Source organism: Streptomyces sp. bgisy130, assembly GCF_057708345.1.
Window position 1 is genome coordinate 183,631 of sequence record NZ_JBYISA010000007.1, and the last position, 25,863, is coordinate 209,493.

The window sequence follows — 25,863 nt, forward strand, 5'->3', positions numbered from 1 at the left end:
TATCCTCAGGCGCATCCCCCCACCCCGCGCGATACGAGGTGCGACGTGACGGTGATATTGCTCGCCCTTGGCGCGGCCTGCTGCCTGGGACTCGGATTCGTGTTTCAGCAGGCCGCGGCGCAACACGCCCCGATGAAGGACTTCCTCTCCGTCCGTCTGCTGCTGGACCTGGTGCGGATGCCGCTGTGGGTGGCCGGTATCGGTCTGATGGTGGTCGGGATGGCGCTCGGCGCGGTGGCGCTGGGGATGGGCGACATCACCCTGGTGGAGCCGCTGCTCGCGACCAATCTGCTCTTCGCGATGGCGCTGTCCCGACGGCTGACCCGGCAGCGGCTCGGCCGGACCGGCTGGGCCGGGCTGTGGCTGCTGGCGGGCGGGGTCACGGCCTTCATCGTGGCCGGTCAGCCCCAGGGCGGGCGCAGCAACGCCGACCCGATGTGGCAGTGGCTGATCATGGGCATGGTGCTGGGCGCCGCCCTGCTGCTGGCGGCGGTCGCCAAGCGGGAGCGGGTGCATGTGAGCCTGGAGGCCGCGCTCCTGGGTATCGCCGCGGGGCTGCTCTACGGGCTCCAGGACGCGCTGACCCGGATCAGTGGGGAGCGCTTCGGCGCCGGCGGCTGGACGGGGCTGCTCACCAGCTGGCAGCCGTACGCCATCGTCGTGCTCGGGGTGCTGGCCCTGGTGTTCGTGCAGAGCGCCTTCGAGTCGGCGCCGCTGCGGCTGTCGCTGCCGGCGCTGACCGCCGCCCAGCCGCTGGCCGGAATCCTCTGCGGGGTGGGGTTCCTCGGCGACCAGCTGCGGGTGACGCCCGGGGCGCTGGCCACGGAGGTGATCGGGATCATGGCCGTCGTCGCGGGCATCGTGCTGATCGGCAGCCATCCGGCGATGCCGCCGGGCGCCGGGCAGCGGGAGAACGCCCGGGAGCTCCAGCCGCACTGACGGGCCCCTCGGGGGCGGCGCGCCGCCCGCCGCCGTCGCCTCGCGCCGCCCGCCGCCACTCCCCCGTCCGGCCCTGCGCGACTCCCTCGTACGGGCCTTCCTCGCGTCCCGCTCCCCCGGCCGGGAACCGCCGTGCGCGCCCCGCCCCGGCGGGTGCGGCCCCCGCCCGTGGTGATTGCATGGCTCCATGACCGATCAGCAACCGCTCAACGCGGACGAGATCCTCGACGTCGTCGATGAGAACGATCAGGTCGTGGGGCAGGCCCCCCGCGGTGAGACCTACGCCCGCAGGATGCGCACCCGCTCCGCCTTCGTCCTGGTCCGGGACGCCGAGGACCGGATCTTCGTGCACCGCCGCACTCCGCAGAAGCTCGTCTTCCCCGCGCACTACGACATGTTCGTGGGCGGGGTGGTCGGCGCCGGTGAGACCTATGACCAGGCGGCGCTGCGGGAGGCCGAGGAGGAGCTGGGCGTGCAGGGGCTGGCGCCGCCCGAGCCGCTGTTCAAGTTTCTGTACGAGACGGCCGAGCACAGCTGGTGGTCCGCGGTCTACCAGGTGCGCTGCACCCTGCCGGTCGCCCCGCAGGAGTCGGAGATCGACTGGTCCGCGTTCCTGACCGAGGAGGAGCTGAGCCGGCGGCTCGACGAGTGGCCGTGGACGCCGGACGGCCTGGCCGCCTACCGGCAGGTGCTCGCCCGGCGGGAGGCGGGGGAGATCTGATGCCACCGCTGTACGGGACGGGCCGCGGGCCCGGGTACCGGCCATGATCCGCACGGACGGACTGCGGTCGCTGCGCGCGGCCGTACGGCTGTGGGTCTCGCCCGCGCGGGTCCACGAGGAGGGGACGACCCCCGACTACCGCTTCTCGCTCGCCAATGAGCGCACCTTTCTGGCCTGGCTGCGGACCGGGCTGGCGCTGGTCGGCGGCGGGTTCGCGGTGGACCAGTTCCTGCCCCGGCTGCACGAGACGCTGCGGCTGACCTTCACCGTGGTGCTGCTGGTGGGCGGCGCGCTGTGTGCGCTGCGGGCGGTCAACCACTGGGTGCGCTGTGAGCGCGCGATGCGGCGCGGTGAGGATCTGCCGGTCAGCCGTTTCCCCAGTGCGCTGGCGCTGGGCGTCGGCCTCCTGGCGGTGGCGATGGTCGTGCTGGTGCTGCTGGGCCGGACCGGCTAGCCGATGGCGGGCGGACAGCCGCCGGGCGCGGGATCGCCGCGTCCGGCCCCCGACCGGGACCCCGGGCTCCAGCCGGAGCGGACCCGGCTGGCATGGCGGCGCACCACGCTCTCGGCCACCGCGATGGCGGTACTGGCCGGCCGCCAGCTGCTGCGGAGCGATGCCCCGGGAGCGGTCGAGGTGACGCTTTCGGTGCTGATGGGCCTGCTGTGGGCGGCCTTCGTGGCTCTGTCCCACCGCCGGATGCGGGCGATGGCCACCGGCCGCCCGCCGAGCCTGCCCCCGCGGACCGCGCTGCTGCTGGTCGGCTGCACCCTGGCGCTGGCGCTGTGCGGCGCGGTGATCCTGGTGCGGCCGGGGCCCTGACGCCGGCGTACGGGACGCCAGCCGGCCGGGGCGGCGGTACCGTGACACGACCTCGCACACGCCGAGCGGGCCCCGGCCCGGCGGCGTGGAGTGACGGGCCATCGGACGAAGGGCACCCCCTCATGGACGACGCGACGGCACGGCGCACGGCGGCACAGCACCCGGCAGCACCGCCCGCGACACCGGCCACCGGCCCCGGCGCGGCCGGCCCGGACACCACCGAGCCGCCTGGCACCGGGACCCCCGTCCCCGAGCCCTACCTCACCGAACTGGCCGCCGGGGTCCATGCGTTCATCCAGCCGGACGGCGGCTGGTGCCTGAACAACGCGGGCTTCGTCACCGACGGGGACGCCACACTGGTCGTGGACACCGCCGCCACCGAGCGCCGGGCGCGCCTGCTGCGCCGGCGGATCGCCGAGACCGGCGCACCGGCCCCCCGCACCGTGGTCAACACCCACCACCACGGCGACCACACCTACGGCAACGGCGTCTTCGCCCCCGAGGCGACGGTCATCGGCCACGCCTCCTGCCGCCGCGAACTGCTGGCCGCCGGACATCAACTGCACGCCGTCTGGCCGGAGGTGGCGTACGGCGACATCCGCCTCACCCCGCCCGAGGTCACCTACACCGACGAGCTGACCCTGCACGTCGGCGACACCGAGGTGCGGCTGATCCACCCGGGCGTCGCGCACACCACCGGCGACACCATCGTCTGGCTGCCCCGGGAGCGCATCGTCTTCGCCGGCGATCTGGTCTTCCACGGCGGCACCCCGTTCCTCTTCATGGGGTCGCTGGCCGGCTCGCTGCGCGCCCTGCGGACGCTGCGGGCCCTGGACGCGGTCACCGTCGTCCCCGGGCACGGACCGGTGACCGGCCCCGAGGTCTACGACGGGATCGAGCGCTATCTGCGGTTCGTCGGCCGGCTCGCGGAGGAGGGCCGGGCGGCCGGGCGCACGCCGCTGGAGACCGCCCAGGAGGCGGATCTCGGCCCGTTCGCCGAGCTGGCCGAGAGCGAGCGGCTGGTGGCGAATCTGCACCGGGCCTACGTGGAACTGGCCGGCGCCGCACCGGGCGTCCCGCTCGACCCGATCGCCGGATTCGGCGATATGGCGGTGCTGAACGGCGGGGTTCCGATGGCCTGTCACGCATGAGCCCGCCCAGGGCTGTCCCGGGCCCGCGCTCATGAGGGGCAGCGGACGGACCGGGCGGCACATACGGCGGAAAACCCTCGCGTGACGGACGCCCCACGCTCCGGCACTGGACTCCATACCGACTAGTCGGCATGATCGTGCCAGCGACCGATGGACGTCCACTCCGTACGGAGGAGCACGATGAGCAAGGGCACCCCTCCCCCGCAGGACCGGGACCGGGAGGACCCTCCCGGCCTCGACCTGACACGATTGCGTGCGCATCTGGACCGGGAGCGGCCGGGGCTGGCCGGCGGGCCGCTGCGGGCGCAGCTGATCGAGGGCGGGCGGTCCAATCTCACCTACCGCGTCACCGACGGCGCCGCCTCCTGGGTCGTCCGCCGGCCGCCCCTCGGCCATGTGCTGGCCACCGCCCACGACATGCAGCGCGAGCACCGGGTGATCAGCGCGCTGCACCGGACGCCGGTACCGGTGCCCGAGACGCTGCTGCTGTGCACGGACGAGGCAGTCATCGGGGCACCCTTCTATGTGATGGAGCTGGTCGAGGGGACCCCGTACCGCACCGCCGCACAGCTCGCCCCGCTCGGCCCGGAGCGCACCCGCGCCGTGGTGCTGTCCCTGGTCGACACGCTCGTGGAGCTGCACGCGGTGAACCCGGAGGCCGCCGGACTCGGCGACTTCGGCCGCCCCGACGGCTTCCTGGAACGCCAACTACGGCGCTGGGGCAAGCAGTTGACCGCGTCGAAGAACCGCGAGCTGCCGGGCATCGACGAGCTGCACGAGGCACTGGGCCGGAAGCTGCCCGCCTCCCCCACGCCCACCGTCGTGCACGGCGACTACCGCCTCGACAACGTCCTGGTCGGCGACGACGACGCGCTCAAGGCCGTACTGGACTGGGAGATGTCCACGCTCGGCGATCCGCTGACCGACCTCGGGCTGCTGGTGATGTACAGCTCGGACCTGGGCCTGCCGGAGTCGCCGGTGAGCACCACCAGCGGCGCTCCCGGGCACCCGTCCCCGGCCGAGCTGATCGAGCGCTATGCCGCCCGGTCCGGCCGGGACACCTCCGCGATCGCCTGGTACACGGCGTTCGCCTGGTTCAAGCTCGCCGTGATCCTCGAAGGCATCCACTACCGCTTCACGCTCGGCCAGACTGTCGGCGCCGGGTTCGACCGGATCGGCGAGCTCGTTCCCGTCTTCATCGACCGCGGACTCACCACCCTCAAGGAAGGCTGAGGCACCCATGGACTTCGCATTCGACGCCCGGACGGAGGAGCTCCGCGAGAAGCTCCTGGCCTTCATGGCCGAGCATGTCCACCCGGCCGAGCAGACCGCCCATGAGCAGCGGGCCGCGCTGGCCTCCCCGTGGGAGACCCCGGCGGTCGTCGACGAGCTCAAGGCCGAGGCCCGTAAGCAGGGGCTGTGGAACCTCTTCCTCCCTGATGAGGAGTACGGTGCCGGGCTCACCAACCTCCAGTACGCGCCGCTGGCCGAAATCACCGGCCGCAGCCCGCAGTTGGCGCCCACCGCGCTGAACTGCGCGGCGCCGGACACCGGCAACATGGAGGTGCTGGCGCAGTTCGGCAACGAGGCGCAGCAGAAGCAGTGGCTGGAGCCGCTGCTGGCCGGCGAGATCCGGTCGGCCTTCGCGATGACCGAGCCGGAGGTGGCCTCGTCGGACGCCACCAACATCGAGACCCGGATCGACCGTGAGGGCGACAGCTACGTCATCAACGGCCGCAAGTGGTACATCTCCGGGGCGATGAACCCGCAGTGCCAGATCTTCATCGTGATGGGCAAGACCGACCCGGACGGCCCGGACATCCGCCGCCAGCAGTCGATGGTCCTGGTGCCGCGCGACACCCCCGGCGTCGAGGTCAGGCGGGCGATGCAGGTCTACGGCTTCGAGGACCACTGGCACGGCGGCCACGCCGAGGTGGTCTTCCACGACGTACGGGTGCCGGCGGGCAACCTGATCGGCGAGGAGGGCGGCGGTTTCGGTATCGCCCAGGCGCGGCTCGGCCCCGGCCGGATCCACCACTGCATGCGGCTGATCGGGATGGCCGAGCGCGCCATCGAGCTGATGTGCCGCCGCGCGGTGAGCCGTACGGCCTTCGGCAAGCCGCTGGCCCAGCAGGGCGTGGTCCAGGAGTGGATCGCGGACGCCCGGGTGGCGGTGGAGCAGCTGCGGCTGCTGGTGCTGAAGACCGCCTGGCTGATGGACACCGTCGGCAACAAGGGCGCGCACACCGAGATCCAGGCCATCAAGATCGCCACCCCGCGCACGGTCGTGGACATCCTCGACAAGGCGGTGCAGCTGCACGGCGCGGGCGGTGTCAGCCAGGACTTCCCGCTGGCCGAGCTGTGGGCCGGGGCCCGTACGCTCCAGCTGGCCGACGGTCCGGACGAGGTGCACCAACGGTCGCTGGCGCGCCGGGAGTTGAAGCGCTACCTGTAGGGCGCCTTCGACTCTGTCAGCGTCAGGGCGGCAAAAGCGGGCCTCTGACGGGACGGAATCCGACCGACCGTGGCAAGCCGGGATCGACTACGACCACCTGCGCCGATGGCTACGCAAGGGAGGCAACTGCCACCGCATCGCCCGCAAGGGCATCGAGTCCTCGACACGGCTGGGCCCGATCGTGGTCTCGATTCGGGTCCGCCTCCTCGTCGGCCGGCCCCGCCCCGTGGGCGTCGCCGATGACAAGGTGCGGCTCTGGGGGCGTGACGTAGGAGTCGCCCAGCGTGAATTGGGTGTGTCCTATACGCCCCCTGTACGTCCCTTGGCTCACCGCTAACCAGTGCTCCGCGAATCTGGAGTCACTCCCGCCGCAGAGGAAGCGAGCGGAGTAACCCACCCCCACCGCACTGGAGTTGCGATGTCCCGTAATCCCCGCATACGCACCGCCCTGGTCACCGCCGGCGTCCTCGTCACCACTGCCGTGGGGACCGTGGGAGTCAGCGCGGCCACCTCCGGCGGCGATGCCAAGGCGTACGCCAAGCCCGCCAAGCCCGCCAAGGAGCAGATCGCCGCGCTCTTCGACGGATGGAACGAGGCCCTGCAGACCAACGACCCGGAGAAGGTCGCCGCGCGGTACGCGGAGGACGCGGTGCTCCTGCCCACCGCTTCCCCGGAGATCCGCACCGACCGTGCCGGGATCGTCGACTACTTCGAGCACTTCATGGAGGGCAAGCCGAAGGGCGAGAAGGTCCGTAGCATCATCAACGTCCTCGACGAGAACTCGGCGATCGACGCAGGCATCTACAAGTTCCACCTCACCGACGCGAAGACCGGCAAGTGCCGCACCGTCGAGGCCCGCTACACCTACGAGTACGAGAAGCGGGACGGCAAGTGGTTGATCGTCAACCACCACTCCTCTGTGCTGCCGCCCGCAAGCTGATTGCCAAGCACAGCCCGCCCCCGGGCGCGTCCCGCAGGCTCACGGTTCCGCCGTCGTCCGTCACCAGCTGTTTGATCACGGCGAGACCAAGGCCGGAGCCGACGCGCCCGGTGAGGCCCTGGCCGCGCCAGAAGCGGTCGAAGGCGCGGGACTTCTCGGCATCGGACATGCCGGGGCCCTCGTCCAACACCAACAGCTCCACCTCGTTGCCCCGGCGCTCGACCCGCACGGTGATCGTCCCGCCGTCCGGTGAGACCTCCAGCGCATTGGAAAACACGTTGTCCAGGACCTGGTCCAGGTGGCCAGGGCTGACCAACACCAGCAGCCGGTCGTCGGCATCCCCCTTGAGCGCGATGGTGACTCCGCGCTCGTCGGCGGCCGGCCGCCACACCGAGAAACGCTCCTCGATCACGTCCCGGAGCGAGAGCGGCTCCACCGCCGTCACCTTCGCCTCCGCCCGCGCCAGCACCAGCAGGCCGTTGACCAGGCGGCTCATCCGGACCACCTCGGCCGTCGCCTGCTCCACGTCCTCCTTGACGAACTCGTCAGCCACACCGTCCGCGATGTTGTCCAGCGAGAGCCGCAGCGCTGTCAGAGGGGTCCTGAGCTGATGGGACGCGTCTGCCACGAAGATGCGCTGCGCGCCGATCAGGGTGTCGAGACGTTCCGCGCCCTGGTTGAGCGTGCGCGCCAGGGTTTGTGTCTCCTGAGGCCCGGTCACAGGGGAACGGGCGGTCAGGTCGCCGTCGCTGAACTTGCTGGCCATGTCGTTGAGCTGGCGCAGGGGACGGGTCAGCCGGCGGGCGGCAATCACACCAATTCCGGCCGCCGTCGCCAGGACGATGGCGGCCAGCGCCGCCCGGAAGCCCCAGATCGTCCACAGCCGGTGGGTGAGGTTGCTGGTCGAGTACACGATCCGCACGACGCCCACGACCGCGCCCTTGTCGTTGTCGCCGCCCGCCGCGCGCTCATGTGCGGGGACGGTGATCACCAGCTGCGGCCCCCAGATGAAGGAAGAGCCCCAGTCGGTCGTGGCGGCGCCGTCCTCCAGAGCCTTGGTCAGTGCCGCGTCCCGTTCCGGCCGGGGCAGATCCGCCGCGCACTTCCTGGGGGCGGCCACCTGAACCTCGCCGGGCGTCTCGTCGCCGTACGCCTTGGCCATCTCCTCCAGTGCCTGGCACGAGGCGTCGTTGCCGTTGCCCAGCAACAGCGCCATGGTGGTGGCCTCACGGTGGACGGACAGCCGGGTGTCGTCCCGCAGCTGGGCGGTGAGCGTGAAGGCCACCGGGACGGTGAACAGGGCGACGGCGACCGCTACGAGCAGTACGTAGCTGCGGACGAGCTGGCGGATCATGAGGAATTGCCGCCGCCCTTGCCGCCGTGCTCGTCGACGATGAGCCGGAAGCCGACCCCCCGTACCGCCTCAACCGTGATGGCCCCCACCAGCTTTCGACGTATCGCGGCCACATGAACGTCGAGCGTCTTCGTCGGCCCGAACCAATTGGCGTCCCAGACTGCCTCCATGATCTGCTCGCGTGACATCAGCGCGCCCGGCTCCTCGGTGAGGAAGGCGAGCAGGTCGTACTCCTTGGGCGCGAGCGAGACCTCCGCGCCGTCCAGTCGTACGCGCGCGGCCTTGCGGTCGATGATCAGGCGCGGCCCATAACGGTCAGGGCCGGCCGCCGGGCCGTCGGGGGTGCGCGGTCGCGTCCGCCGCATCACCGCCCTTATGCGCGCGATGACTTCCCGCACGCCGAAGGGCTTGGAGACATAGTCGTCGGCGCCCAGCTCGAGGCCGACCACCCGGTCCGTCTCGTCGCTCCGCGCACTGATCACGATGATCGGTACGTCACCGCGGTCGCGGAGGGCCTTGCAGACGTCGAGGCCGTCGGTGTCGGGCAGGCCGAGGTCGAGGAGTACGACGTCGTACGGTCCCTCGTAGGCCAGTGCCGCCCCGCCCGTGCCGACCCATTCCACCTCGAAGCCGTACCGCTGCAGGCCTCGTCGGAGCGACTGGGCGACCGGCTCGTCGTCTTCCACCAAAAGTACGTGCACGAATCGAATCGTAACCTTCGCGTTTTGGACAGTGGCTTGATGTGCACGATGAGGTACGACCTGCCGAAAACCTGGCCTGCCAGGTCAGGGTGAGCTGCGGCGGCACCGCACCGGACGCCAGTCACGGGAGCGGCTGGCCGTCCTGCGGCCGAGGAACGGAATCCTGGTGCTGCACACGCTGCATTGGCCCGAGGAGATCCGTGACCCGGGCGACCTGTCCAGCCCTGCACCGACCACTGACCGGGAGCAGCTCCACTCCGCGATCCCAGTGATGTCGCCGGTCCACGTTGTCTCCGCGTGGGCGTTGGAGGACGGAGCCGCTGAGACCGACTCCTTGACCGGGGTGTTCTTAAAGCCCGTGGCAGGCACGTAGTTGAATACGAGGCGGCCGGAACCGGCCGGCCGCCTTGGGACGGAGCCGCCGAGCGCCGCACCCGGAGGACGGTGCGGCGCTCGGGCTCCTACGGGCGATGCCGTGATGCCTGTCCGGCACCGCCCGGGGGAACGTCTGCGGGTGGGTGGGGGCGCGGCGTCAGGCCGGGTGAACGGGGGCGCTGACCGGTGCCAGGTGGTGCACCCGGGCCGGTGGCAGGTTGCCCAGCACCAGTTCCGTACGGAAGGTGTGCCGCTCCAGTATGCGGCGCAGGGTGTTCTGCCCGTCGAGGACGTGTTCGCGCCCCGCCCGCCCGGTGAAGGTGCGGCGCATGCGCGCCCCTCCCACGTAGCCGAAGAAGGACAGCGTGCCGCCGGGCCGCAGGGCGCCGAGCAGCCGGTCGAAGATGTCCGCGGTCGTCGGGGCGTCGAAGTTCGCGAACGGCAGACCGCAGACGATGGTGTCGTAGCTGCCCAGGTCGTGGTCCTGCACCAGGCCGGTACGGAACTGGAGCCGCGGGTCGCTGCCGTAGGCACCTTGCAGCAGGTCGACGAAGCGCGGGTTGGCCTCGACCAGGTCGAGGGTGTCCAGCCGGCCGAGCGAGCCCGCGATATGGCGGGTCACCGCCCCGGTGCCGGGCCCGACCTCAAGGACCGCGCGGGCACTGCCGGGGCTGGGGATCACATAGCGGGTGAGGGCCCTGCCGAGCCGGGGGCCGCTGGGAGCGATCGCCCCGACCTCCCGGCTCGTCCGTGCGTACTCCCGGAGAAAAAGTGTCACTTCAGGCAAAGGGCACCCACTCGATAGATAGCAGTACTATCCATACCTTAGGTTACGGGTGCGGGATGAGGACAGCCCTTGACCGTGACCGCCCCCTGAGTCTCATGGCCCCGGGGCGCATGCCCACTGGTCTTGCGCGCAATCCAACAAATTCATGGAGATGTGGTCAAGGCCCGCTGCGCGATCAGGTGCACCTGTGTGAGCAGAACCGCACCCCGGCGCCGCGGCTCACGGCCGCAGGGCCCGCAGCAGCAGATCGGCGAGGTGGTCGGCGACCTGCTGCGGGCTGAGCGGCCCGTTCTCGCGGTACCAGGTGCCCAGGTGGTGCACCGAGCCGAAGTGGTAGTCCACGACGAGGTCGGCGGGGATGTCGGCGGCGAACACGCCGGTGCGCTGCCCTTCCTCGATCAGGGCCCGGAACCGCTCGTGGTAGCGCCGCCGCTCGGCGCGTACCTGCTTGTCCTTCTCCGGGCTCAGCTGGTGCATCGAGCGGAAGAAGATCTTGGTGTCGTCGAGGTTCTCGATGGTGGTGACGACGACATCGGCCGCGGCGTCCCGCAGCCGCTGCTCCACCGGCGCGTCGGCGTCCGCGAAGTGGTCGAGCCGCTCCTGCTGGAGCCGCAGCACCCGGCCGTAGACCTCGTGCAGCAGATCGTCCTTGGAGCCGAAGTAGTGGTAGAGGGCGCCCTTGGTCACACCCGCCGCATCGACGATCTCCTGGACGGAGGTGCGGTCGTAGCCCTGCTCCGCGAAGAGCCTGGTGGCGGTGGCCAGCAGCCGCTGGGCCACCGGCTTCGCACCGCCGTTGCCGTTGCCGTCCTTCGTGCCGGCCATCGCCCTCACCTGTCCTTCGTGCTTAGTCATGCGCGGTGGCGCAGCTCCCGTCGGAGGATCTTGCCACTCGTGGTCTTCGGAAGCTCGGCCAGGATCTCCACCGCGCGGGGATATTTGTACGCGGCCAGCCGTTCCTTGCAGTAGGCGGCCAGCTCGGCGGGTTCCGGGGAGGCGCCGGGGCGCAGGCTGACATACGCCTTCACCGACTCACCGCGGTAGGCGTCGGGCACCCCGACCACCGCCGCCTCGCGCACCGCGGGATGGCTGTAGAGCACGTCCTCGACCTCGCGCGGCCACACCTTGAAACCGGAGGCGTTGATCATGTCCTTCTTGCGGTCGACGACATAGAGCCAGCCCTCGCGGTCCATGAAGCCGATGTCGCCGGTCCGCAGCTCGCCGTCCGGGAAGCCCTCGGCGGTGGCGTCGGGGCGGCGCCAGTAGCCGGGGACGACCTGCGGGCCGCGCACCGCGATCTCGCCGGGCTCGCCGAACGGCAGCTCCCGGCCGTCCTCGCCGATGATCCGGACGACGGTGTCGGGGCCGGGCACACCGACGGCGAGCGTGCCGGAGACCGCGTCGACCGGCGCCACCCGGCCCGGCGGGACGCTGGCGCAGGGCGCGGTGCACTCGGTCAGGCCGTAGCCGTTGTGGACGTACGGCCCGAAACCGGTACGGAACTTCTCGACGAGGGCGGACGGCAGCGGCGCGCCGCCGGAGGACATGGTCCGGAAGGACGCGAAGTGGTCGCGGGTGACCTCGGGGTGGGCCATCAGCGCCATATAGGCGGTCGAGGGGCCGACCGTATAGGCGGGGCGGTGCTCCAGGAAGGCGTCCAGGACGACGCCCGCCTCGAAGCGGTAGGTGAGCGCCAGGGTGCCCTGGTTGGCGATACAGGCCGCCAGTTCGCAGACCATGCCGGTGATGTGGAAGAGCGGGGCGAGGGCGAAGTAGGTGGCCCCCGCGGGCAGGCCCAGGCCGGTGCGCTGGCGTTCGGCGTTGTAGGTGATGTTGCCGTGGGTGTTGGTGGCGCCCTTGGGGGTGCCGCTGGTGCCCGAGGTGTAGCTGATCAGCGCGAGGTCCCCGGCGGTGAGCTCCGGGTCGGCGGGCGCCACCCGTATCGGGCCGGCGGTGCGCGCCACGGTCAGCAGATCGTCGGCGTCCTGCTGCGGCCCGAGCCGCTCACCGTGCAGCACCCGCCGGTCGTCGCGGGTCTGGAGATCCCGTTCGTGGGCGGTGAGCACGATCCGTACGGACGGCGCCCCGGCGGCGGTGGCCCGCAGAAAGCCGTCCCAGGTGCGGTCGGCGCAGATGACGGCGGTGACCTCGGCGTCGTCCAGGATGTGCCGCATCTCGGCGGACTTGTACATGGGGTTGACGGGCACCACCACCCCGCCCGCCTTCCACACGCCGAGCAGCGCGAGCACGAAGTGCGGAGTGTTCTGGAGCATCACCGCGGCCCGGTCACCGCGCCGGAAGCCGCGCTCGGCGAGGTGGGCGGCGATGCCGTCGGAGAGCGCATCGGTCTCGGCGTAGGACAGCCGGCCGTCGAAGTAGGCCAGCGCCGTACGGTCGGGGACGCTGCCCACCGCGGCCCGGAAGGCGTGCAGCGTCGAGGGAGGCGGCTGCACGGGGGCGCGCTGGGCATCGGTGAGCTGTGCCAGCCACGGCTTGTCCTGGTAGGAGGTCATCGAGGTGCGGCCCTTTCTTCCTGATCGCCCGATCATCCCTGCGGGGAAACGGCTGGGTGAGGTGGGGTGGCCGCCCGAGGCCGCCACCCCACCTGCTAGGTCCTGTAGTCAAACTCCCGTCGTCTGCCCGGAGGGCAGGCGGGAGTTTGACGACAGGACCTAGGAGCGGCCCTCGGCCTGCTCCAGCTTCTGCTGGAGGTGGTTCATCCCGCCGAGCCAGCGGTCGGGTTCGGCGGCGCGCGCGGTGTAGTAGTCCGCGACCTCCGGGTGCGGCAGGACCAGGAAGCGGCCCTCCGCCATGGCCGCGAAGAGCGCCTCGGCGACGTCCTCGGGCTCCACGGCGGTCGGGGTGAGCACGAGGTCCCCGGCGGTCCCGGTGGCGGCCAGCATGTCGGTGCGGACGCCCTGGGGGCAGATGGCGTGCACGTCGATACCGCGGTGCCGGTAGGTCAGCGAGAGCCACTCGGCGAAGGCGTAGGCACCGTGCTTGGTGACGCTGTACGGGGCGGCGGCGACCATGGTGAGCAGACCGGCGGCGGACACCGTGGAGATGAAGCGGCCGCTGCCGCGCGCCAGCCACTCCGGCACCAGCTCACGGGCCGCCCGGACATGCGCCATGACATTGACGTCCCAGGCCAGCGCCCAGTCCTCCTCGGGCGCGTCGGGCCCGCCGCCGGTGCCGACCCCGGCGTTGGCGCAGAAGATGTCGATACCGCCGCCCAGCGCCTCGCGGGCGGCCGGGACGACGGCGGAGGCGTCCCCGGCGACCGCGATCGCCCCGATCCCGTCGGCGGTCCGCTGCGCCTTGGCCTCGTCCAGATCGTTGACCACGACCCGGGCGCCCTCGGCGGCGAACCGGCGGGCCAGCGCGGCGCCGATCCCCCCGCCCGCCCCGGTCACGACCACGGTCTTGTCCCGTACGGCTGCCACGCTGGATCTCCCTCGGTCAGGTCGGTTCGGCTGACGGCAGACTAACCAGTCGGTATGTCCTGACGGAAGAGTCCTTTCCGCCTCGGCCCGCCCTGTTCCGGGATGCCCCGTGCCGGGCTAGGGTCCAGCCTCAGCGTGCGCACGACAGGTACCCGGTGGATTTCTGATCACGGAGGTGTGCGGATGGCTCTGTCGAGACGACTGTTGCTCGGGCGGCTGGCGGCGACGGGTGCGGCCGGGGCGGCCCTGGCCGCGGGGGCCGAACCCGCCGGTGCCGCGCAGCCGACACACGGCGGCGGGCGGCGGGTGCACACCGGCTTCGACCGGCTGGCCGCCGACGGCTACCGCCTCCTGGACGGCCAGCGGGTCGGCATCGTCACCAACCCCACCGGCGTCACCCCGGATCTGCGGCACATCGTGGATGTGATGCACGCCGACGACCGGGTGCGGCTGACCGCCGTCTTCGGCCCCGAGCACGGCTTCCGGGGCACCGCACAGGCCGGCGGCTCCGAGGGCCGTTACGACGATCCGGCCACCGGCCTGCCGGTCTACGACACCTACAACAAGAGCGGCCGGGCCCTCGCCGACATCTTCACCGCCTCCGGCGTGGACACCGTCGTCTTCGACATCCAGGACGTCGGCGCCCGCTTCTACACCTACATCTGGACGCTGTACGACTGCATGGTGGCGGCCGTCCTGGCCGGCAAACGCTTCCTGGTCCTCGACCGCCCGAACCCGGTCACCGGCCGCGCGGCCACCGGCCCGGTGCTCGACAAGGCGTATGCCTCGTTCATCGGCCGGGAGCCGATCGCGCAGGCGCACGGGATGACCGTGGCGGAGCTGGCGCTGCTGTTCAACGGCGAGTTCGTGCCGCAGGCCGCCGGGCGCCCGGTGGAGCTGGAGACCGTGCGGATGACGGGCTGGCGGCGCACCGACTTCTTCGACGCCACCGGGCTGCCCTGGGTGCCGTCGAGCCCCAACATGCCCACCCCCGACACCGCCCTGGTCTACTCCGGCACCTGCCTCTTCGAGGGCACCAACCTCTCCGAGGGACGCGGCACCACCCGCCCCTTCGAGCTGCTGGGCGCCGACGGCATCGACCGCCGCTGGGCCGCCGCCGCCACCGAACTGGCCCTGCCCGGCGTGCACTTCAGGGAGGGCTACTTCGCCCCCACCTTCTCCAAGTTCCAGGGCAAGACGATCGGCGGCGTCCAGCTGCACGTCCACGACCGCGCGGCCTTCGACCCGGTGCGCACCGGTATCGGCCTCCTGGTGACCGCGAAGCGGGTCTGGCCCGGCTTCACCTGGCGGCCGGACCACGGCATCGACCGGCTGACCGGCTCCGCGGTGGTCCGGACGATGATCGACGCGGGCGCCGGAGCGGACGAGATCGTGGCCGCCTGGCAGCAGGACCTGAAGCGCTTCCGTACGGTGCGGCGGCGGTATCTGCGGTACTCGTAAGGGCGTTGAGCCGGTGCCGTCGCGTGGCCGGTCCCGGTCCCCTGAACCGGGACCGGCCCTTCGCCTCTTGACCGGCTCCGCCACCGGGCCGGAAAGTGCGCTGGTGAGCAAAGACGCGACAGCAGCACAGCGACCGGACGACGCTCCGGCGCAGACGAACGGGGCGGCCGCCGGCGGCGAGAGCCTGCGCCGGGTGGCGGTGGCCTCGTTCATCGGGACAGCCATCGAGTTCTACGACTTCTACATCTACGGGACGGCCGCCGCGCTCGTCCTCAACCAGGCGTTCTTCCCGACCCTCGACCCGGTCAACGCCACCCTGGCGTCGTTCTCCACCTATGCGGTGGCGTTCGCCGCGCGGCCGCTCGGCTCGGTGGTTTTCGGCCACTTCGGCGACCGGGTGGGCCGTAAGTCCGTGCTGGTCGCGTCGCTGCTGCTGATGGGGCTGTCCACGGCGTGCGTCGGACTGCTCCCGGGATACGGCACCTTGGGCATCTGGGCGCCGCTGCTGCTGATCGCGCTGCGTTTCCTCCAGGGCATCGGGCTGGGCGGGGAGTGGGGCGGGGCGGCACTGCTCGCGGTCGAGCATGCGCCGCGCACCCGCCGGGGACTGTATGCGGCGTTCCCGCAACTCGGCCCGTCCGTCGGGTTCTTCGCGGCGACCGGGGTGTTCTGGCTGCTGTCGTCCGCGCTCGACGACGCGGCGTTCCGCTCGTGGGGCTGGCGGGTGCCGTTCCTGCTGTCGTTCCTGCTGGTCGGCGTCGGGCTGTTCGTCCGGCTGAAGATCAGTGAGACGCCGGTCTTCACGAAGGTGCTGGACGCCCAAGAAGCGAGCAAGGCCCCCGCCGTCGAGGTGCTGCGCCGGCATCCGCGCGAACTGCTGCTGGGCGCGGGCGGGATGATCGTGGCGTACGGCCTCTTCTACACGGCGACGACCTACTGCCTCTCCTACGCCACCGGCACCCTCGGCATCTCCCGCAACACCATGCTGGGTCTCTCCCTCGTCGCCTGCCTCTTCCTGGCGGCCGGCACCTGGCTCGCCGCCACCCGCTCCGACGGCGCCGGCCGCCGCGGGCTGATCCTGGCCGGCAGCGTCCTCTCGGCGGTGTGGGGGCTGGTGCTCTTCCCGCTGCTGGACACCGGACAGCCGGTGCTGATCGCCCTCGGCATCGGGGGCGCGCTGTTCTGCATGGGCGTGGTGTACGGCCCGATGGGCGCCTATCTGCCGGAGCTGTTCAGCGCGCGGGTGCGGTACTCGGGCGCCTCGCTGGCCTACAACCTCGGCGGCGTCCTGGGCGGTGCGGTGGCTCCGCTGGTCGCCACCCGGCTCCAGTCGGCGTACGGCTCGGCGTCGGTGGGCTGGTACGTCAGCGCGATGGCGGCCGTCTCGCTGCTGTGCGTGCTGGCACTGCCGGAGACCCGGGAGCGGGACCTCGTCTGAGGCCGGCTCACGAGCTCAGCCACCACCGCCCGCTCTCCCGGGAGAGTGCGTCCCACAGGAGGTTGAGGGGATGGCCGGGGGCGTAGGAGTCCCGCTCGCCGCGGCGGGTGAACACGCCGACCAGTACCTCCGTTTTGGGACCCACCTCGCCGACGAGTTCCAGGGTGCGCAGTCCGCCGGCCTCCGGGAGGCGGCCGTCCGCGGCCGCCTCCCCGATGCCTCGGGTGACCAGCATCGCGCCGCTCACCACCCCGGACCGCAGCAGCTCGAAGCCGTAGTGCGCGGCCTCGATCTCGGCCGCGATGGAGAGCCGCTGGCGGTAGTCGGGGCCGTACCAGGCGGTCAGGAAGCGGCCGATCAGCCCGCCCGCCGAGACGACCAGCGGCAGCCGGGGCAGGTCCTGGGCACCGAAGGAGGTGCCGGGGAGCCGTTCCGGCGGGAGGTTCGTCAGCAGCGACAGCCCGCTGCGCCGCCACTCCATCACCTCGTACGGAGCCAGCAGTTCCGCTTCGTCCCGCTCGGTGACCACGACGCTGCCGCAGACCAGATCGAGCTCGTTGGAACGCAATTTGGTGAAGAGGTCGCCGGTGCGGACGTGGGTGACCTTCAGATCGACATCGTCGCGCTCATAGTCCTCGGTGACCCGTTCCACCGCGTCCAGCAGAAAGCCGAGCGTATAGCGGGTGGTGCCGACGGAGAGCGTCCGGCCGAGCCGGCGGCGGGCGTCATGCACCCCGTCCGTCCACTCCCCCAGCGTGCGGCGGGCCAGCCCGACCAGCGCCTCCCCGGTAGCGGTGAACAGGGCGTCCTGGCCCCGCCCCTGCTTGAGGACCAGTTCCTCGCCGCACAGCGCGGCGAAGGTGCGGTTCATGGTGTCCAGTTGCTTCTGCACGCTGGACTGTTCGCGGCCCAGCCGGCGGGCGGCACCCAGCGCGGTACCCGCCTCGTGGACGACGATCAGCGTGCGCAGCTGGTCCATCGTGGTATCCAGCAGCTCCGTCGGGTACTGCTGCGGACCTGACAAGGCCATGCCTCGCTTTCCCCTCCCCTGAAGTTCAGAACCCTGAAGCATAACCCCAAGGGAAGTCCGCCCCGAGGGCAGTCGGCGTTCCTGGCACGGGAGTTGGGCCCGCGAAGGCACCCGGCGGGCGCGCACGAAGGCCCCGGGGTCATCCGCCCCGGGGCCTCGCTGGTGCCGCCTTCCGTCTACCGGTGTGCGGGGAACTCCACCACCTGCTGATAGGTGGGCCGGTTCTGCCAGCTGATGGTGGCGTGGGTCAGGCCGCCCACCGTGCGGTGGATGATCGCGTCCGCGCACCACTGGTCGCCGGCCTTGCAGCTGTCATCGCCGGGGTAGACCTGCTCGGCCGTCTTCCCGCTCGCCTGCTGGAGCGTGGTCAGCAGGGTGTCGCGGCAGGCGGACAGCTCACCGCTGCCGCAGAACTTCTCGCCGAGCGACCCTGCCACCTTGTCACCGAGCACCGCCCGCAGATCCTTGTCCGCGTAGCTCCACCAGCCGTACTGGAAGGCCGATCCGGCGTGCGCCCCGGTCGGGCCGTGGCCGGCCGACGGTGATTCGTCGATGCCGAGGTTGGCGCGCAGCGCGTCGTAGAGGTCACCGCCGAGGCCCGGCTTGAAGACGGCCTCCGTCATCAGCGGCCACCAGGCGTCCATCAGGCGTACCGCGTCGGGGTGGGTGTAGGTGTGCGATCCCGCGGCGGTCTCCCGGCGCTGGGCGCCGTCCTTGCGCCAGGCCTCCAGCTGCTGGATCGCGGTCTTCAGCTTCGGGTCGGTGACGGGCTTGCTGCCCAGGACCCGCAGGAGTTCGGGCAGCACGTCCTCACCGCGCAGATCGGTGACGGCGGCCTCCCCCATGGCACGGGTCAGCGACGCCCGGGTCACCCCGCCGTCCTTCGTCAGCGCGCGCACCCGGTCGTCCAGCAGATTGCCGCGGTGCACCGAGCCGTTGCCGTAGCCCGCCGAGTCGTAGTCCTTGGCCTGCTTGTTGTTCCAGGAGATGTAGTAGTCCTGGTTGACGGACTGCGGGTGCTGGGCGGGCGGGGTGTACTCGGTGGTGTTGGTCGCGGGGTCGTAGCCCTTCCATTCGTAGGCGTCGTCCGCCTTGACGGGCAGGGCCGGATCGACCTCGGGGTTGCGGACCGGGTTGAGGCCGCTGTTGTAGTACGCGATGTCGCGGGAGTCGGCGTAGAACCAGTTGAAGGCGTAGCCGATGTGCTCGGCGGCCTGCTGGAACGTCTTGGCGTCCCGCACGTACGACGGGTCGTTGAACATCTGGAAGCCGATGATCGAGTCGGCCTCGTGGCGGTAGGTGGAGCGCTGTGCCGTGTAGGCGACGGGCTTGCCGTCGACGGTGGCGCGGTGGGTGACGGTCCCGTACTTGGTCCGGAAGACCTGCATCCGGTACGAGCCGGCCGCCGTGGGGTCGGCGATGGTGGGCTTCCAGGAGTTGGTGCGCTCCAGCTTCTCCATGGGGACGCACTTGCCGCGGTAGCGATAGGCGGTGGAGTCCTTGGTGGGCGCCGAGCCGTCCGCGTTGCACAGCTCGACCGCGAAGGTGTCGGTGATGTCCTGGCCGGCGGAGGTGGCGCTCCAGGAGTAGTCCTGGCCGCGGCCGAGCTGGACGTACATCCCGACGCCCGCGAAGGAGGCGCCGCGGGCGCTGATGCCGGGCCCCTGGATCTCCTGGAGCATCAGCAGCTGGGGTGCGAAGTAGCCGGTCTGCGGGCCGAACACGGCGACGGGGTGGCCGCTCGCGGAGTGTTTGCCGGACACCAGCAGGGCGTTGGACATCCCTCGGTGCTGGGTGGGATCGAAGCTCCCGTCGGGCAGCACCCCGTCCTTGAAGAGGCCCTCCAGCTTCTTGTACTTCTTGGGCGCCTTGACCGGGTCCCGGGGCGGCGTCCCGCTCTTGGTGGTGGCCGCGCCGGTGCGGTCGAAGACCAGCGGCTCGGGGGTGACCGAGCCGCGGTCCGGCAGCGCGGTGCCCTTGGCCTTGGCGGGCTTCACGGCGTACGGGAAGCTGCTGCCGTCGTGCAGCGTCTTGGCGGCCTCGGGGTCGTTGCGCTCCCGGAAGGACTCCCAGACCTCGGTGCCCTTCTCGACGCCGTACTTCTGCTGGGCGGAGAGCAGCGCCAGGGCCGAGGGGACCTCGCCGCCACCGCCGTTGCCGAAGAGACCGCCGACGACGGAGGCCAGGGCTATCAGGTCGGTGAGCTTGAAGGGCTGGATCTCACCGGCGTTGGTAATGGCGTCGACATGACCGGTGAGCACGTACTCGCCGGGGAAGTAGCGGCCGTTCTTGGACTGTTCGCGGTAGGCGTTGATCCCGTCGACATAGGCCTGGGCGTCCTGCATGGCCAGCTTGCCGCGCTCACCGTTGGTGTCCCGGATGCGCTCGACCTGGGCCTGGAGGTCGTCCTCGGTGTACGGGGCCTGCGGCCAGAACTGCTGCTCCAGCCCCTGGTTGGCGAGCGCGCCGCCGGCGAACGAGGTCAGTTCGCCGCGGCCGATGTGGCGGAAGAGGTCCATCAGCCAGAGCCGGTCCTGGCCCGCGGCGTAGCCGGCGCCGAATTCGGTGCCGTAGCGGGTGGTGCCCTTGATGTGCGGGACGCCGGTCTTCTTGTCGCGAGTGATGGTGACATCATCGCGGGGCGTGCTGACCTTGCCGACCTGGTCCGCGGGGACGCCGAAGGAGGCGTCGTTGAAGAAGTTGCCGAGGGTGTCGTCGGTGAGCGAATGATAGCCGCTCGCCATCGCGCCGTACGGGGCGAGTTGGTCCGTGGAGTGCTCGGGGTGGGTGCCGAACAGCTTGTTGCCGAGGATCTCCACCAGGGTGGCGTTGCCGGTGGCGCCGGGCGGCAGGATGTCGCCGCACTGGCCCTGGCAGTAGTCCTGGGCGTCCGGCGGCGCGGCGGCCGCGGTGGGGGGCGGTGCCAAGAGCGTGGCGCCCAAGGCGAACAGGGCTGCCGCGGCGGCAGTCCTGAACCTTCCGGTACGTCGTCGCATTGCAGCTCCTCGATGGGGGTCCCTTTGGGGAGGGCGGGCGGGACGTTACCGGCGGTTACCTCCGGCCGGAAGATGAACAACAGTCAACTTTTGCTCTTCCGGCCGAAGATCGGGACGACGCCGCGGCGACACCTCGGAACATCACCAACAAAGCCGCAAAAAAGTTCGATGGATCCAAGTGGGGGCAGGCTACGTCTCATCCCCGTTCAGTCGGATCCTCCCCACGGAGGTGGGAAGAAATGGCCGGTTTCAGAGCCCTCGCAGAGCAGGTCCGCAATCCACGACTCGTCGCGACACAGCGACGCACCGCCCTGCGCAAGTGCCTTGAACGCTTCGCCCCTTACGGGCACCGGGCGACCTGGCACCATCTGTGCACCCGGGCCGGTATCGCGACCCAGGACCGCGATCCCGATCCGGAGCGGCTGATGGCCGCGCTCGCCGAGCTGGAGGAGGCCCGCACTCTCTGGCTCGCGTACGAGGAGGAGTGCGCCACCCGGCGCCGCAAGGAGAAACACCACGGCATCCGCCAGCCCGGCGCCCTCGACGAGTGGCACCGGCGGACCTGGGGCGGCTGCGACATCGTGCCGTGCGAGTCACCGCAACGGCACCCCGCGGCCCGTCTCTCGGTGGTGCTGCGCCGCATGATCGCGGCCATGGAGGCCGGCCGGCCCCGTCGCGACTGCCCGGTGTGCGGCAGCACCCGCTTCGCCTGGCTCCCGGAGTCCGCGGACTCCCCCGCCACCGGCCCGGCCTGCCGCCAGTGCGGCGTCCTTGCGCCGGTGTCCGTGCTCACGCCCGAGGTGCTGGTGGCCGCGGACCGGGTCCACAGCGCGGGGGCGTTCGCGGCGGCCTGAGCAAGCCGGGGAAGCCGCACCAGGCACAGGAGGAAAGGCCGGGTCCGGGCGCTGTCAGACCCTGCTGCCATCATGAGGGCATGCTTCAGGTATGTCTCAACGGCCCCCGGACCGCGGCCGATTCCGGCGCCTTACCGATGTCACCGGCCGCCCTGGCCGCTGCCGCACAGCAGGCAGTGGCGGCCGGTGCCCAGGATGTCCATGTCCACCCCAAGACCCCGTGCGGCCAGGATTCGCTCTCACCGCGGGTGGTGGCCGCGGCCCTGGAGGCGATCCGGGCGGTGGTGGACGTCCCGGTGGGGGTGACGACCGGCGCCTGGGCCGAGCCGGATCCCGAGCGTCGGCTGGCGCTGATCAGATCCTGGACGGTGCTGCCCGATCACGCGTCGGTGAACTGGCACGAGCCGGGCGCCGACGCGCTCGCCGCGGCCCTGCTGGAGTGCGGCGTCGGCATCGAGGCCGGCATCTGGGCGGGCACCGCCGCCGCGGGGCTGTTCGCCCGCTCCCCGCTCGCCCCCAGGGTGCTGCGGGTGCTGGCCGAAGTGATCAGCACCGACGCCGGCACCGACGCCTCTTCCGGGCCGGCCACCGCGCGCGAGCTGCTGGCCGAGCTGGCCGGTGCCGCGCCCGGCCGCCCGGTGCTGCTCCACGGAATGGACGGCGGAGCCTGGCCGGTGCTGCGGCTGGCCGGCGCACTGGGTCTGGACACCCGGATCGGCCTGGAGGACACCCTCCATCTGCCCGACGGCCGGCCGGCCCGCGACAACGCCGAGCTGATACGCGCCGCAGCGGCCGCGATGAGCGGACCTCCCGGCGGCGCATGAACAGCCCGTTCCTATGCGGCCTTTACGCCCCGGCCCGGAAACTGAAACAACTGTGCACGGGCTGACCACCCGCACCGGCATCGCGCCCGGCGGGCACCGGCCCCGCCCGTACGGCACCAGGCCGCACGAGCGCCCTCCCCTCATGCTTTGAGGGCACGAGAGGTACTCCCAGGAGAAGGTGGACGTCCATGGCCGAACTGCACGATCTGACCGCGCTGGAGCAGGCCCGGGGAATCCGGTCCGGGGAGCTCTCCCCCGTGGAACTCACCGAGCACTATCTCGCGCGGATCGAGCGGCTCGACGACACACTCGGCGCCTTCCTCACCCGTACCCCCGACATCGCCCGCAAACAGGCCGCGGACGCGGAGAGCGAGGCCGTCACGGCCCGCCGTGAGGGCCGCGAACTCCCGCCGCTGCACGGCGTTCCGGTGCCGGTCAAGGACCTCAACCAGGTCGCGGGGGTGCGCTGCACGATGGGCTCCCGGGCGCTGGCCGAGCACATACCGGCCGTCGACGACCATCTGGTCGGCAAGCTGCGGGCGGGCGGCACGGTGCTGCTCGGCAAGACCAACACCCCCGAATTCGGGCTGCCCTGCTACACCGAGAACGGCCTCGCCCCGCCCGCCCGCACCCCGTGGGACCTGGCGCGCTCGGCGGGCGGTTCCAGCGGCGGGTCCGCCGCGGCCGTGGCAGGGGGCCTGGCGCCCGTCGCACACGCCAGCGACGGCGGCGGCTCGATCCGGATACCGGCCTCGGTCTGCGGACTGTTCGGCATCAAGCCCAGCCGCGGCCGGATCAGCGGCGGCCCGCTGCTGCACGATGTCTCGGGCCTGGCCACCTCCGGCCCGCTGGCCCGTACGGTCGCCGACGCGGCCACCCTGCTGGACGTCCTGGCGGGGCCGATGCCCGGCGACCCGTTCGCGGCGCCGTCGCTGCCGCCCGGAGAGACCTTCGCCGATCACGCCCTCCGCGACCCGGGACGGCTGCGGATCGCCTGCCTCACCCAGGCGCCCGTCCCCGGCATCGAGGTCCACCCCGACTGCCGAACCGCCACCACCGACACCGCCGCCCTGCTGACCGGACTCGGCCATGAGGTCGAGGAGTTGACGCTGCCCGCCGACGACGGCATCCTGCTCGCCTTCACCCGCGTCTGGTCGGTGCTGGCCGCGAGCCGCCCCGTGCCGCCGGGGGGCGAGGAGCTGCTGATGCCGCTCACCCGCTATCTGCGCGACCGCGGCGCCGAGGTCTCCGGTCCGGACTTCGCCCGCTCGCTGTACGCCTTCCGGATGCTCGCCCAGTCGCTGGCCGACGGCCTGATGCCGCCGGGCGGCTATGACGTGATCCTCTCGCCGACCCTGGCTGCGCCGCCGGCCGAGGTCGGCGCGCTGCGCAACGACACCGACCCGCAGGCCGAGTTCGAGGCCCTCGGGGCGTTCACCCCGTTCACCGCGCTCTACAACGCCACCGGCCAGCCCGCGGTGAACGTCCCGTTGCAGTGGAACGCCGCAGGGCTGCCGATCGGGGTGATGCTGGCCGGCCGGTACGGCGACGAGGCCACTCTGATCGCACTGTCGGCGCAGCTGGAGCAGGCCCGCCCGTGGGCGGGACGGACCCCGTCCGTGTGGTGACGCACGCCGCAGTGCGCGCGCTCGTCCCGCCCCGGGACGGGCGCGCCCGCGGTCAGCTCTCGCCCGTGCAGCACTCCTGCTCGTCCGGCTGCGCCGGGCCGGGCTCGCCGCCGGCGGCCCGCTGTGCCCCCTCCGGGTCCCTGGCGCTCCGGTCGACCCGCAGCCGCCGCGCGCCGGGCCCCTGCTCGCCGAGGTTGTCGTACGGATTCGACAGCGCGCACTTCTCCAGCGAGAGGCAGCCACAGCCGATGCAGTCGGTCAACCGGTCGCGCAGCTCGACGAGTTGACTGATCCGCTCGTCCAGTTCGGAGCGCCAGACCTCGGAGAGCCGGGCCCAGTCGGCGCGGTTGGGGGTCCGCTCGTCGGGCAGCTCCGCCAGCGCGTCGCGGATCACCGCGAGCGGGATACCGACCCGCTGCGCCGCCCGCACGAAGGCGACCCGGCGCAGCGCGTCACGGCTGTAGCGGCGCTGGTTGCCCGCCGTCCGGGTGCTGCTGATCAGCCCCTTGGACTCGTAGAAGTGCAGCGCGGACACCGCGGCGCCACTACGCGCGGAGAGCTGCCCTACGGAGAGCTCATGAACCTTGTACGGAAGCTGGGGCACGGTTCAACCCTAGTCGCCCGGCCATTGACAGCGGGGGCTCGCACTCCGCATTCTGAGCAAGCGCTTAGTAAGCGTCGGCCGATGCGCGCCAACGGCGGACGGACCCCCGAGGAGGCAGACGAGAGATGGCAGAGCCCCGAGTGTTTGGATCGCTCGACGAACTGCGGGCCGCGGTCGGCGAGGAGCTGGGCACCAGCGACTGGCTGGAGATCGACCAGAAGCGGATCGATCAGTTCGCGGAGGCCACCGGCGATCACCAGTGGATCCATGTGGACCCGGAGAAGGCCGCGGCCGGCCCGTTCGGCACCACCATCGCGCACGGCTATCTGACGCTGTCGCTGCTGCCCGCCCTCGTCCCGCAGCTGATGCGGGTCGAGAACGTGAAGATGGGCATCAACTACGGCACCAACAAGGTCCGCTTCCCCGCCACCGTGCCGGTCGGCTCGCGGCTGCGTGCCACGGCCAGGATCGCGGAGGTGACCGAGGTGTCCGGCGGCGTCCAGCTGGCCACGGTCGTGACGATCGAACGCGAGGGCGGCGACAAGCCGGTATGCGTCGCGGAGACGGTCAGCCGCTTCTACCTGTGAGCGATCTGTGAGCGGGGCGCGGCCGTCTAGGACGCCGGCGCGCCCACCATGCGCAGGACGAGGTCGGCGTACAGCGTGCCGACCTCGTCGGGCGTACGCGGGCCGTCCGCGGTGAACCAGCGGGCGACGTCCACACACAGCGACAGCACCGCGAGGGTGGTGCCCGGCACGTCATCGGCCCGGAACTCGCCGCTGTCCGCGCCGTCCTGGATGATCTGCCGCAGCAACCGGTCGGTCCGGCGGCGCAGTCCGGCGATCTCGGTGTAGTGCTCGGGGCTCAGCGCCTGGAGTTCGTACTGGATGACCCGGGCGGTGGTGTGGTGCTCCGCGTGCCAGCGGGCGAAGGTGCGGACGGCGTCACGGAGCCGGTCGGCGGCGCTGCCCGGGGCCTCGGCGGCGGCGCCCATGATGCGCAGCGCCTTCTCGTGGCCGATGCCGCTGATGCGGTAGAGCAGCTCTTCCTTGGTCTTGTAGTGGATGTAGAGGGCGGCCGGGCTCATCCCGGCGCGGCCGGCGATGTCACGGGTGGTGGTGGCGTGGTAGCCGCGTTCGGCGAAGGCCTCGACGGCGGCGCTCACCAGCCGTCGCGCGGCGTCCGGGGTCACCCCGGCCCACTCCTCGTTCTCCTCTTTGGCCCGCTCCGCCGCCGCACCCATCGCGCACCCCGCTCCTCGACCCACCAGGGACCCTCCTCTGACGGATCGAACACCATATCGCGCCGCTGAGCAAGCGCTTAGGGCCCGGCGGGCGGGCGG

25 protein-coding genes are annotated in these 25,863 nt (G+C 71.6%); 15 read left to right on the plus strand and 10 right to left on the minus strand.

Annotation, left to right across the window (positions count from 1 at the left end):
• The first annotated feature begins 45 nt into the window (after positions 1-45).
• From AC3EUV_RS12555 to AC3EUV_RS12590, 8 genes are all read left to right on the plus strand, one after another.
• A complete protein-coding gene (locus tag AC3EUV_RS12555; protein ID WP_432144866.1) occupies positions 46-939 on the plus strand; it encodes a DMT family transporter in 894 nt (297 codons plus the stop codon).
• Positions 940-1,126: 187 nt separating this feature from the next.
• Positions 1,127-1,660, plus strand: coding sequence for an NUDIX hydrolase (locus tag AC3EUV_RS12560; protein WP_432144867.1), 534 nt, complete (start codon positions 1,127-1,129; stop codon positions 1,658-1,660).
• Between the two features lie 43 nt (positions 1,661-1,703).
• Positions 1,704-2,114, plus strand: coding sequence for a YidH family protein (locus AC3EUV_RS12565; protein ID WP_432144868.1), 411 nt, complete (start codon positions 1,704-1,706; stop codon positions 2,112-2,114).
• A gap of 3 nt (positions 2,115-2,117) precedes the next feature.
• The gene (locus tag AC3EUV_RS12570; protein ID WP_435602913.1) at positions 2,118-2,480 is read left to right on the plus strand and encodes a DUF202 domain-containing protein; all 363 of its coding nucleotides are present in this window, start codon (positions 2,118-2,120) and stop codon (positions 2,478-2,480) included.
• Positions 2,481-2,602: 122 nt separating this feature from the next.
• The gene (locus AC3EUV_RS12575; protein WP_435602914.1) at positions 2,603-3,631 is read left to right on the plus strand and encodes an MBL fold metallo-hydrolase; all 1,029 of its coding nucleotides are present in this window, start codon (positions 2,603-2,605) and stop codon (positions 3,629-3,631) included.
• A gap of 180 nt (positions 3,632-3,811) precedes the next feature.
• A complete protein-coding gene (locus tag AC3EUV_RS12580; RefSeq protein ID WP_435602915.1) occupies positions 3,812-4,864 on the plus strand; it encodes a phosphotransferase family protein in 1,053 nt (350 codons plus the stop codon).
• A 7-nt stretch (positions 4,865-4,871) separates the two neighbouring features.
• The gene (locus tag AC3EUV_RS12585; protein ID WP_435602916.1) at positions 4,872-6,086 is read left to right on the plus strand and encodes an acyl-CoA dehydrogenase family protein; all 1,215 of its coding nucleotides are present in this window, start codon (positions 4,872-4,874) and stop codon (positions 6,084-6,086) included.
• A 418-nt stretch (positions 6,087-6,504) separates the two neighbouring features.
• Positions 6,505-7,026, plus strand: a complete 522-nt coding sequence (locus AC3EUV_RS12590) for an SgcJ/EcaC family oxidoreductase (RefSeq protein WP_435602917.1) — start codon at positions 6,505-6,507, stop codon at positions 7,024-7,026.
• On the opposite strand, the gene AC3EUV_RS12595 is transcribed toward AC3EUV_RS12590, so the two are convergent.
• Together AC3EUV_RS12595 and AC3EUV_RS12600 are read right to left on the minus strand one after the other, a co-directional pair.
• The gene (locus tag AC3EUV_RS12595; protein ID WP_432144874.1) at positions 6,989-8,380 is read right to left on the minus strand and encodes a HAMP domain-containing sensor histidine kinase; all 1,392 of its coding nucleotides are present in this window, start codon (positions 8,378-8,380) and stop codon (positions 6,989-6,991) included. The genes AC3EUV_RS12590 and AC3EUV_RS12595 overlap by 38 nt on opposite strands.
• The gene (locus tag AC3EUV_RS12600; protein ID WP_432144875.1) at positions 8,377-9,081 is read right to left on the minus strand and encodes a response regulator transcription factor; all 705 of its coding nucleotides are present in this window, start codon (positions 9,079-9,081) and stop codon (positions 8,377-8,379) included. Before AC3EUV_RS12600 ends, AC3EUV_RS12595 begins: the two co-directional genes overlap by 4 nt.
• 133 nt (positions 9,082-9,214) lie before the next feature.
• On the opposite strand from AC3EUV_RS12600, the gene AC3EUV_RS12605 reads away from it, so the two are divergent.
• Positions 9,215-9,454 (plus strand): hypothetical protein, encoded by a 240-nt coding sequence (locus AC3EUV_RS12605; RefSeq protein WP_488187895.1) that lies wholly within the window; start codon positions 9,215-9,217, stop codon positions 9,452-9,454.
• A 159-nt stretch (positions 9,455-9,613) separates the two neighbouring features.
• Here the strand turns inward: AC3EUV_RS12605 and AC3EUV_RS12610 are convergent, their stop codons facing one another.
• The 4 genes from AC3EUV_RS12610 to AC3EUV_RS12625 all read right to left on the minus strand — a co-directional run bounded on the left by AC3EUV_RS12610 (position 9,614) and on the right by AC3EUV_RS12625 (position 13,686).
• Positions 9,614-10,234 (minus strand): class I SAM-dependent methyltransferase, encoded by a 621-nt coding sequence (locus tag AC3EUV_RS12610; RefSeq protein ID WP_432144876.1) that lies wholly within the window; start codon positions 10,232-10,234, stop codon positions 9,614-9,616.
• A gap of 228 nt (positions 10,235-10,462) precedes the next feature.
• Entirely contained in the window at positions 10,463-11,068 is a 606-nt protein-coding gene (locus AC3EUV_RS12615) for a TetR/AcrR family transcriptional regulator (RefSeq protein WP_387244522.1), read from the minus strand.
• Positions 11,069-11,094: 26 nt separating this feature from the next.
• Positions 11,095-12,756, minus strand: a complete 1,662-nt coding sequence (locus AC3EUV_RS12620; RefSeq protein ID WP_435602918.1) for an AMP-binding protein — start codon at positions 12,754-12,756, stop codon at positions 11,095-11,097.
• Between the two features lie 159 nt (positions 12,757-12,915).
• Positions 12,916-13,686: an SDR family oxidoreductase gene (locus AC3EUV_RS12625; protein WP_435602919.1), complete on the minus strand. Its 771-nt coding sequence runs from the start codon at positions 13,684-13,686 to the stop codon at positions 12,916-12,918.
• A gap of 183 nt (positions 13,687-13,869) precedes the next feature.
• On the opposite strand from AC3EUV_RS12625, the gene AC3EUV_RS12630 reads away from it, so the two are divergent.
• Entirely contained in the window at positions 13,870-15,147 is a 1,278-nt protein-coding gene (locus tag AC3EUV_RS12630) for an exo-beta-N-acetylmuramidase NamZ family protein (protein WP_435602920.1), read from the plus strand.
• A 103-nt stretch (positions 15,148-15,250) separates the two neighbouring features.
• Positions 15,251-16,585, plus strand: coding sequence for an MFS transporter (locus AC3EUV_RS12635; RefSeq protein WP_432146858.1), 1,335 nt, complete (start codon positions 15,251-15,253; stop codon positions 16,583-16,585).
• 7 nt (positions 16,586-16,592) lie between these two features.
• Here AC3EUV_RS12635 and AC3EUV_RS12640 read toward each other — a convergent pair whose 3' ends face one another.
• Positions 16,593-17,615, minus strand: a complete 1,023-nt coding sequence (locus tag AC3EUV_RS12640; RefSeq protein ID WP_432146857.1) for a LysR family transcriptional regulator — start codon at positions 17,613-17,615, stop codon at positions 16,593-16,595.
• Between the two features lie 176 nt (positions 17,616-17,791).
• Positions 17,792-20,611: a penicillin acylase family protein gene (locus AC3EUV_RS12645; RefSeq protein WP_432146856.1), complete on the minus strand. Its 2,820-nt coding sequence runs from the start codon at positions 20,609-20,611 to the stop codon at positions 17,792-17,794.
• 239 nt (positions 20,612-20,850) lie between these two features.
• Here AC3EUV_RS12645 and AC3EUV_RS12650 point away from each other — a divergent pair, with 239 nt between their 5' ends.
• From AC3EUV_RS12650 to AC3EUV_RS12660, 3 genes are all read left to right on the plus strand, one after another.
• Complete coding sequence (locus AC3EUV_RS12650) at positions 20,851-21,465, plus strand: hypothetical protein (protein ID WP_432146855.1); 615 nt, start codon at positions 20,851-20,853, stop codon at positions 21,463-21,465.
• Positions 21,466-21,545: 80 nt separating this feature from the next.
• Positions 21,546-22,289, plus strand: a complete 744-nt coding sequence (locus AC3EUV_RS12655) for a 3-keto-5-aminohexanoate cleavage protein (RefSeq protein ID WP_432146854.1) — start codon at positions 21,546-21,548, stop codon at positions 22,287-22,289.
• A 188-nt stretch (positions 22,290-22,477) separates the two neighbouring features.
• Positions 22,478-23,917: an amidase gene (locus tag AC3EUV_RS12660; RefSeq protein ID WP_432146853.1), complete on the plus strand. Its 1,440-nt coding sequence runs from the start codon at positions 22,478-22,480 to the stop codon at positions 23,915-23,917.
• 52 nt (positions 23,918-23,969) lie between these two features.
• Here AC3EUV_RS12660 and soxR read toward each other — a convergent pair whose 3' ends face one another.
• The gene (soxR, locus tag AC3EUV_RS12665) at positions 23,970-24,521 is read right to left on the minus strand and encodes a redox-sensitive transcriptional activator SoxR (RefSeq protein WP_432146852.1); all 552 of its coding nucleotides are present in this window, start codon (positions 24,519-24,521) and stop codon (positions 23,970-23,972) included.
• Between the two features lie 125 nt (positions 24,522-24,646).
• Here soxR and AC3EUV_RS12670 point away from each other — a divergent pair, with 125 nt between their 5' ends.
• A complete protein-coding gene (locus AC3EUV_RS12670) occupies positions 24,647-25,108 on the plus strand; it encodes a MaoC family dehydratase (protein ID WP_387244330.1) in 462 nt (153 codons plus the stop codon).
• A 26-nt stretch (positions 25,109-25,134) separates the two neighbouring features.
• Here AC3EUV_RS12670 and AC3EUV_RS12675 read toward each other — a convergent pair whose 3' ends face one another.
• Entirely contained in the window at positions 25,135-25,764 is a 630-nt protein-coding gene (locus AC3EUV_RS12675) for a TetR/AcrR family transcriptional regulator (protein ID WP_432146851.1), read from the minus strand.
• Positions 25,765-25,863 lie beyond the last annotated feature (99 nt).

What these genes read in the sequence shown, in the direction of transcription:
- AC3EUV_RS12655 (WP_432146854.1), top strand. Translation starts at nt 21,546, where the DNA reads ATGCTTCAGGTATGTCTCAACGGCCCCCGGACCGCGGCCGATTCCGGC.
- AC3EUV_RS12675 (WP_432146851.1), bottom strand. Translation starts at nt 25,764, where the DNA reads ATGGGTGCGGCGGCGGAGCGGGCCAAAGAGGAGAACGAGGAGTGGGCC.
- AC3EUV_RS12595 (WP_432144874.1), bottom strand. Translation starts at nt 8,380, where the DNA reads ATGATCCGCCAGCTCGTCCGCAGCTACGTACTGCTCGTAGCGGTCGCC.
- AC3EUV_RS12660 (WP_432146853.1), top strand. Translation starts at nt 22,478, where the DNA reads ATGGCCGAACTGCACGATCTGACCGCGCTGGAGCAGGCCCGGGGAATC.
- AC3EUV_RS12670 (WP_387244330.1), top strand. Translation starts at nt 24,647, where the DNA reads ATGGCAGAGCCCCGAGTGTTTGGATCGCTCGACGAACTGCGGGCCGCG.
- AC3EUV_RS12590 (WP_435602917.1), top strand. Translation starts at nt 6,505, where the DNA reads ATGTCCCGTAATCCCCGCATACGCACCGCCCTGGTCACCGCCGGCGTC.
- AC3EUV_RS12630 (WP_435602920.1), top strand. Translation starts at nt 13,870, where the DNA reads ATGGCTCTGTCGAGACGACTGTTGCTCGGGCGGCTGGCGGCGACGGGT.
- AC3EUV_RS12565 (WP_432144868.1), top strand. Translation starts at nt 1,704, where the DNA reads ATGATCCGCACGGACGGACTGCGGTCGCTGCGCGCGGCCGTACGGCTG.
- AC3EUV_RS12585 (WP_435602916.1), top strand. Translation starts at nt 4,872, where the DNA reads ATGGACTTCGCATTCGACGCCCGGACGGAGGAGCTCCGCGAGAAGCTC.
- AC3EUV_RS12575 (WP_435602914.1), top strand. Translation starts at nt 2,603, where the DNA reads ATGGACGACGCGACGGCACGGCGCACGGCGGCACAGCACCCGGCAGCA.
- AC3EUV_RS12580 (WP_435602915.1), top strand. Translation starts at nt 3,812, where the DNA reads ATGAGCAAGGGCACCCCTCCCCCGCAGGACCGGGACCGGGAGGACCCT.
- AC3EUV_RS12620 (WP_435602918.1), bottom strand. Translation starts at nt 12,756, where the DNA reads ATGACCTCCTACCAGGACAAGCCGTGGCTGGCACAGCTCACCGATGCC.
- AC3EUV_RS12615 (WP_387244522.1), bottom strand. Translation starts at nt 11,068, where the DNA reads ATGGCCGGCACGAAGGACGGCAACGGCAACGGCGGTGCGAAGCCGGTG.
- AC3EUV_RS12570 (WP_435602913.1), top strand. Translation starts at nt 2,118, where the DNA reads ATGGCGGGCGGACAGCCGCCGGGCGCGGGATCGCCGCGTCCGGCCCCC.
- AC3EUV_RS12645 (WP_432146856.1), bottom strand. Translation starts at nt 20,611, where the DNA reads ATGCGACGACGTACCGGAAGGTTCAGGACTGCCGCCGCGGCAGCCCTG.
- AC3EUV_RS12640 (WP_432146857.1), bottom strand. Translation starts at nt 17,615, where the DNA reads ATGGCCTTGTCAGGTCCGCAGCAGTACCCGACGGAGCTGCTGGATACC.
- AC3EUV_RS12650 (WP_432146855.1), top strand. Translation starts at nt 20,851, where the DNA reads ATGGCCGGTTTCAGAGCCCTCGCAGAGCAGGTCCGCAATCCACGACTC.
- AC3EUV_RS12560 (WP_432144867.1), top strand. Translation starts at nt 1,127, where the DNA reads ATGACCGATCAGCAACCGCTCAACGCGGACGAGATCCTCGACGTCGTC.